The organism is Streptomyces sparsus (assembly GCF_054776295.1).
The window spans coordinates 1-947 of sequence record NZ_BAAHCA010001364.1 but is presented as its reverse complement, the minus strand read 5'-3'; the positions used below and the strand labels follow the sequence as shown (position 1 = coordinate 947).

Here is a 947-nt window from a genome sequence, read left to right as displayed (position 1 = left end):
CGGGTGCGGGAGGAGGTCGGCCCGCCGGGCGTACCGGTCGAACCGGCAGTCGGGACGGTCGGCCCCCGCCCGTGAGCCGCTGAGCCGGACGGGGGCCGACGCTGCCGGCGAGGCGCCCGGAGGGCCGTCCGCACGGAGCTTCGGCCACCCCCCACGAGTGACGCATTCCGTGCTTCCTCCGACACCCAGCGTGAGGGATGGTGGCGTTCTCGGCATGGGGCCGTTCGGCCCTCTTTACGGGACCGGCTACCCATGGGCCCGTTCCCGTCCGGGCTCCAGACTCGTGGACCCGGCGCCGGAACACCCGGCTCCTCTGCGAAAGGCGACCTCCATGCACAGGCACGGGCCAGTAGTGGTCGGGGTGGACGGGTCCACGGCCGCGCTCGCGGCGGTCGACTGGGCCGCCGACCGGGCCCAGCACGAACGGCTGCCGCTGGTGATCGCCCACGCATTTCTCTGGGACCGCTTCCAGGGGGAGCAGCGCTCACCGGCGGAGCGGCTCCGCAAGCGGACGATGCTGATCGACGCGACGAACCGGGCCGGCCGCCGTGCCCCCGCGGTGCAGGTGGCCACCGAGCTGCTCGCCGAACCGACGGTTGCCGGGCTGCTGCACGCGGCCCGCGACGCCTCGCTGCTGGTGCTGGGCTCGCACGGCCGCGGCACGCTCGCCTCGCTGCTCCTCGGATCGGTCGGTTCGGGGGTCGCCTCGCAGTCGCGTTGCCCGGTGGTGGTGATGCGCGGCCGGGTGGGGGTGGCCTACAGCCGCCTGCCCCGGGTGGTGCTGGGCGTCTCCGACCGCACGGACCGCTCGGTGGTGGAGTTCGCGCTCGACGAGGCGGAACGCCTGGGCGCGGAGCTGCTCGTGGTCCAGGCACGCCGCCCGAACGGCCCGCTGCGGACCGGCGAGGGGCCGGCGGACACCGGACCGGCCGACACCGGACCGGACG

General features: G+C 75.5%; 1 protein-coding gene. It reads left to right on the top strand.

The window, feature by feature from the left end; genetic code table 11:
• Positions 1 to 331: 331 nt before the first annotated feature.
• The coding region (locus ACYVE9_RS28450) for a universal stress protein (protein ID WP_461030765.1) at positions 332 to 947 on the top strand (616 nt) is incomplete at its 3' end.